2 protein-coding genes and 1 pseudogene are annotated in these 4,861 nt (G+C 68.9%); 2 read left to right on the forward strand and 1 reads right to left on the reverse strand.

Annotated features, from left to right (window positions below; all coding sequences use genetic code 11):
* Positions 1 to 905: 905 nt before the first annotated feature.
* On the reverse strand, positions 906 to 1,844 hold the full coding sequence (locus tag DSY14_RS26885) for a phosphotransferase (protein WP_211719410.1): 939 nt from the start codon (positions 1,842 to 1,844) through the stop codon (positions 906 to 908).
* 167 nt (positions 1,845 to 2,011) lie between these two features.
* Between DSY14_RS26885 and DSY14_RS26890 the strand changes: the two genes are divergently transcribed.
* Entirely contained in the window at positions 2,012 to 4,360 is a 2,349-nt protein-coding gene (locus DSY14_RS26890) for a phosphoketolase (RefSeq protein ID WP_211719411.1), read from the forward strand.
* Positions 4,360 to 4,861: pseudogene (locus DSY14_RS26895) on the forward strand (acetate/propionate family kinase); the annotation flags it as partial. The gene DSY14_RS26890 and the pseudogene DSY14_RS26895, both read left to right, overlap by 1 nt.

Genomic DNA, 4,861 nt, shown 5'->3' on the forward strand with positions numbered 1-4,861 from the left:
GTCGTGGGCGGGTGGGGAGGCCCGATCACAGCTCAACTTGACATAATGTGCATTATCGGCGTTGCTGGAATGCCTGTGGGGAAGGGGTTTTCGCGCACTTCGGGGTCGGTGTGTTCTGCACGGCGGCACAGCGTGGGTGGCCACCGGGCTCACAGGCCGTCCGGTCGACCGTGCCGCGAAGGCGAGCGCCGCACCGGTGCGGCGAGGCCGAACGGTCGAGTGATCGCGCGGGCACACGCGAGGTGTTCGCGTCGGCAACGCGTCCACGCGCCGGTGGTCGGTGCGCGCGGTCGGCCCACGCCGGTGATTCTTCGGCTCTGACCTGTGCTTTCGTGGTCTCCTGTGCCTCGATGCTCGGTTTCCTGGGCCGGCTCCCTCTCCTGTGCGGGTCCTTGGGTGTGCCGGGTCTCCCCGCTCGCGCACCGGAACGCCCCTGGGCCGCCACCCTCGCCGGCCTGACCGAAGAGGTGTTCACTCTGGTCAGGACCTGTGGAGTCCTCGGTCGCCGATCGGCTTGAGGCATCTCCATGTTTCATGCATAAACGGTGTTATGCATCATTTTGTGGTTGTTTGGCGACACATGACCGTTTTGGCGTGCGCGAGGCACTCAGGGGGCACTCAGGACGCCCCGGCCACTGCTCCCCTGTGTCCCGGCGTGGACGTCGAGGTGATGGCTCGACCCGGGGCCCTCGCCTCTCGAACACCCGTGCGACGAAGCGCCGGGGTCGCCGCCCGGCCTCCGGTTCGAGACGTCATCGGACCTCTCCCCCGGCACCGCCGCTCCCCCGTGTGGAGCCCCGCGCCTCACCTCCGAATCGACCCCAACGCACCTAAGGCCAGTCCAGAGGGGTGGTCCGATGGCGTGCGGTCGGCTCCACTCCCCTGCTCGGCGCGCCCGTACCTGGTCACATGCCCAGGGCGGCGCGCACGTCCGAGCGCTCGAACGTGTGTACACACCAGGTGAAATGGCCGTCGTCACCGTCCTCGGAGTAGGCGTTGGCCCCCGCCAGGCCGTAGACCGCCCGGTACAGCAGCGCGCGGACGCGGTCGGCTTCCGACTCCCCCGTCCAGCGGGTGAGCAGAGCGTCGTCCCACGTGCGCGCCTCGGGTCCGTACATGTCGTAGAAGCCCGCGGTGGTGGCGGTGTCGAACAGCGGGTCGCCGGCGGTGGTGGCGAAGCCCCAGTCCAGGACGGCCGTGGGTGTTCCCTCGGGGGTGGCCAGGACGTTGGGTGGGCACAGGTCGCCGTGGACGATGCGGGCGGGACCCTCGGGGAGGCGGTGCAGACGTTCGACCAGTGCGTCCAGCAGGGTGTCCAGGTCGGGTAGTGCGGCGCGCAGGGAGGATGCGAAACGCGCGGTGCGGCGTCGCAGCAGGCCGGTCAGTGCGCCGGCCCAGGTGGTGTGGCCCTCCCACAGGGGGCGGGTCTCGTCCAGGACCGGGAGGGCGTGGGTGGCGTGCCCGGCGCGGGTGCGGTGGAGGGCGGTCAGGACGTGGGTGACGGCGTCCTGGGCGCGGGCGTGGGTGAGGGTGCCCTGTTCGGTGAGGGTTCCCAGGGGTGTGCCGTGCAGGTGGGGTTCGACGGTGATGGTGGTGTCGTGATGGTGGCGGATGTGGAGGATGCGGGGGGTGGCGAAGGGCAGGTGTTGGTCGGCCAGTTCGTCGAGGAAGGCCCGAAGGGGTGCGAGGTCGGTGGAGGTGCGGGTGTACCAGGCCTTGGCGACCAGGTCCGTTCCCAGGGGGCCGGGGCCCAGGTGGTGGACGGTGCCCTCCATGCCCTGGCCCAGTGGTCGGGTGTGGTGGTGGCCCCATCGGGCGTAGGTGGTGGCGACGTCGGTGGTCATGATGGGGGCATCGTAGTGCCCACGACACGGGACCGATGGCCGTGGAGGGCCGCGGAGCGGGCGGTTACGGTGGCCTGGATCGGCCGTGCCCGCCCGTCCTTGACCGGGTAGGGGGTGGGTGCGAGGCGGTTCTCCCCCACCGTGAACACCTCTGTCGAGGAGAGTGGATGGCTGTGGAGCATGATGACCTGGCGTTGCTCGACGCGTACTGGCGGGCGGCCAACTATCTGTCGGTCGGGCAGATCTATCTGTTGGACAATCCGTTGTTGCGGGAGCCGTTGGCGCCCGAGCACATCAAACCGCGGTTGCTCGGTCACTGGGGAACGACCCCGGGGCTGAACTTCTGTTACGCGCATCTGAACCGGGTGATCCGGCAGCGGGACCTGGACATGATCTATGTGATGGGTCCGGGCCATGGTGGGCCGGCGGCGGTGGCCAACGCGTGGTTGGAGGGCACCTACAGCGAGGTGTACCGGGACGTGTCGTTGGACGAGGCGGGGATGCGGCGGTTGTTCCGTCGGTTCTCGTTCCCCGGGGGGATCCCCTCGCATGTGGCGCCGGAGACGCCGGGGTCGATCCACGAGGGCGGTGAGCTGGGGTACTCGTTGGCGCACGCCTTCGGTGCGGTCTTCGACAACCCGGACCTGGTGGTGGCGTGTGTGGTGGGTGACGGGGAGGCCGAGACGGGTCCCCTGGCGGCCTCGTGGCACTCCAACAAGTTCCTAGACCCGGTGGGTGATGGTGCGGTGCTGCCGATCCTGCACCTGAACGGGTACAAGATCGCCAACCCGACCGTGCTGGACCGCCTGGGTGAGGATGAGCTGACCCGGCAGTTGGAGGGGTTCGGGTATCGGCCGTGGGTGGTGTCGGGGTCGGATCCGGAGTCGATGCATCGGCGGATGGCGTCGGTGTTGGACGAGGTCCTGGAGGAGATCGGGCGGATCCAGCGGGAGGCGCGCGAGGGTGGGGTGAGCGAGCGTCCGGTGTGGCCGATGATCGTGTTGCGCTCCCCCAAGGGGTGGACGGGCCCGGTCGAGGTCGACGGGGCGCCGGTCGAGGGGACGTGGCGGTCCCACCAGGTGCCGTTGTCGGGGGTGCGTTCCAACCCCGAGCACCTGCGGCAGTTGGAGGGGTGGTTGCGCTCCTACGGGCCCGAGCGGTTGTTCGACGCCGAGGGGTCGCCGGTGCCGGAGCTGCGGCGTCTGGCGCCGACGGGTGCGCGGCGTATGAGCGCGAACCCGCACGCCAACGGGGGGTCGTTGCTCACGCCGTTGGTGCTGCCGGACTTTCGCGACTACGCGGTGGAGTTCGCCGGCCATGGGTCGCACACCAGTGAGGCCACGCGGGTGTTGGGGCACTTCCTGCGGGACGTGGTGCGCGCCAATCCGGAGAACTTTCGGATCATGGGCCCCGACGAGACGGAGTCGAACCGGTTGTCGGCGGTGTACGAGGCGACCGACAAGGTGTGGCAGGGCCGGATGGAGCCGGTCGATGAGCACCTGGGGCGTCGGGGCCGTGTCATGGAGGTGCTCAGCGAGCATCTGTGCCAGGGCTGGTTGGAGGGGTATCTGCTGACCGGCCGGCACGGGTTGTTCAACTGCTACGAGGCGTTCGTGCACATCGTGGATGCGATGTTCAACCAGCACGCCAAGTGGTTGAAGGTGACGCGGGGGTTGGAGTGGCGGGTGCCGATCGCGTCGTTGAACTATCTGTTGTCCTCGCACGTGTGGCGCCAAGACCACAACGGTTTCACGCACCAGGATCCGGGGTTCCTGGACGTGGTGATGAACAAGCCCGCGGAGTTGGTGCGCGTGTACCTGCCGCCGGACGCCAACACGTTGCTGTCGGTGGCCGACCATTGTCTGCGCTCGCGCGACTACGTGAACGTGGTGGTGGCGGGCAAGCAGCCGGCGTTGGACTACCTGCCGATGGAGGAGGCGGTGCTGCACTGCACGCGGGGCATCGGGATCTGGGAGTGGGCCAGTACCGGTGCCGGGGAGGACCCGGACGTGGTGTTGGCGTGTGCGGGTGATGTGCCCACGTTGGAGACGCTGGCCGCGGTGGATCTGCTGCGTCGGTACTTCCCGCAGTTGCGGGTGCGGGTGGTGAACGTGGTGGACCTGATGCGGTTGCAGCCGCCGAGTGAGCATCCGCACGGGTTGCCCGACGCCGAGTACGAGGCGCTGTTCACCACCGACCGGCCGGTCATCTTCGCCTTCCACGGCTATCCGTGGTTGGTGCACCGGTTGACGTATCGGCGGCGCGGCCACGAGAACCTGCACGTGCGGGGGTTCAAGGAGCGCGGTACCACGACCACGCCGTTCGACATGGTGATGCTGAACGATCTGGACCGGTTCCACCTGGTGATCGATGTGATCGACCGGATTCCGGGGTTGGCCCAGGGGTCGGCGAACGTGCGTCAGCGGATGACGGACGAGCGGTTGCGTCATCGTGCCCATACGCGGGAGTTCGGTGAGGATCCCGCGTCGATTCGTGAGTGGGTGTGGCCGTACTGATGCGTGTTCTGGTGGTCAACGCCGGGTCCAGCAGCCTGAAGTTGAGCGTGGTGGGCGGGGACGAGGTGGTCGAGTGGTCCGATGCGGTCCCGGTGGAGGCCGATGTGTGGGACGCGCGGCGGGTGGAGCGTGTCCTGGATGCCGTGGGCCGGGTGGACGCGGTGGGCCATCGGGTGGTGCACGGGGGTGAGGAGTTCACCGCGCCGGTGCGTCTGGAGGGGCGTGTGGTGGAGCGGTTGCGGGAGTTGGGGTCGCTGGCTCCGTTGCATCAGCCCAAGTCGTTGGCGGGCATCGAGGTGATCGAGCGGGTGTTGCCGGGGGTGCCGGCGGTGGCGTGTTTCGACACCGCCTTTCACACGACGATCCCTGAGGCCGCGCACACCTACGCGGTGCCCCGGGAGTGGCGGGAGCGGTACGCGGTGCGCCGGTACGGCTTCCATGGGCTCTCGCACGCGTACGCGTCGCGGCGGGTGCGGGAGTGGACGGGTGCGGAGCGGGTGG

Source organism: Nocardiopsis sp. MG754419, from assembly GCF_018207095.1.
Taxonomy (GTDB): domain Bacteria; phylum Actinomycetota; class Actinomycetes; order Streptosporangiales; family Streptosporangiaceae; genus Nocardiopsis.

Bases quoted from the DNA above. Each gene is read 5' to 3' on its own strand.
- DSY14_RS26885 (WP_211719410.1), bottom strand. From the start codon at position 1,844: ATGACCACCGACGTCGCCACCACCTACGCCCGATGGGGCCACCACCAC.
- DSY14_RS26890 (WP_211719411.1), top strand. From the start codon at position 2,012: ATGGCTGTGGAGCATGATGACCTGGCGTTGCTCGACGCGTACTGGCGG.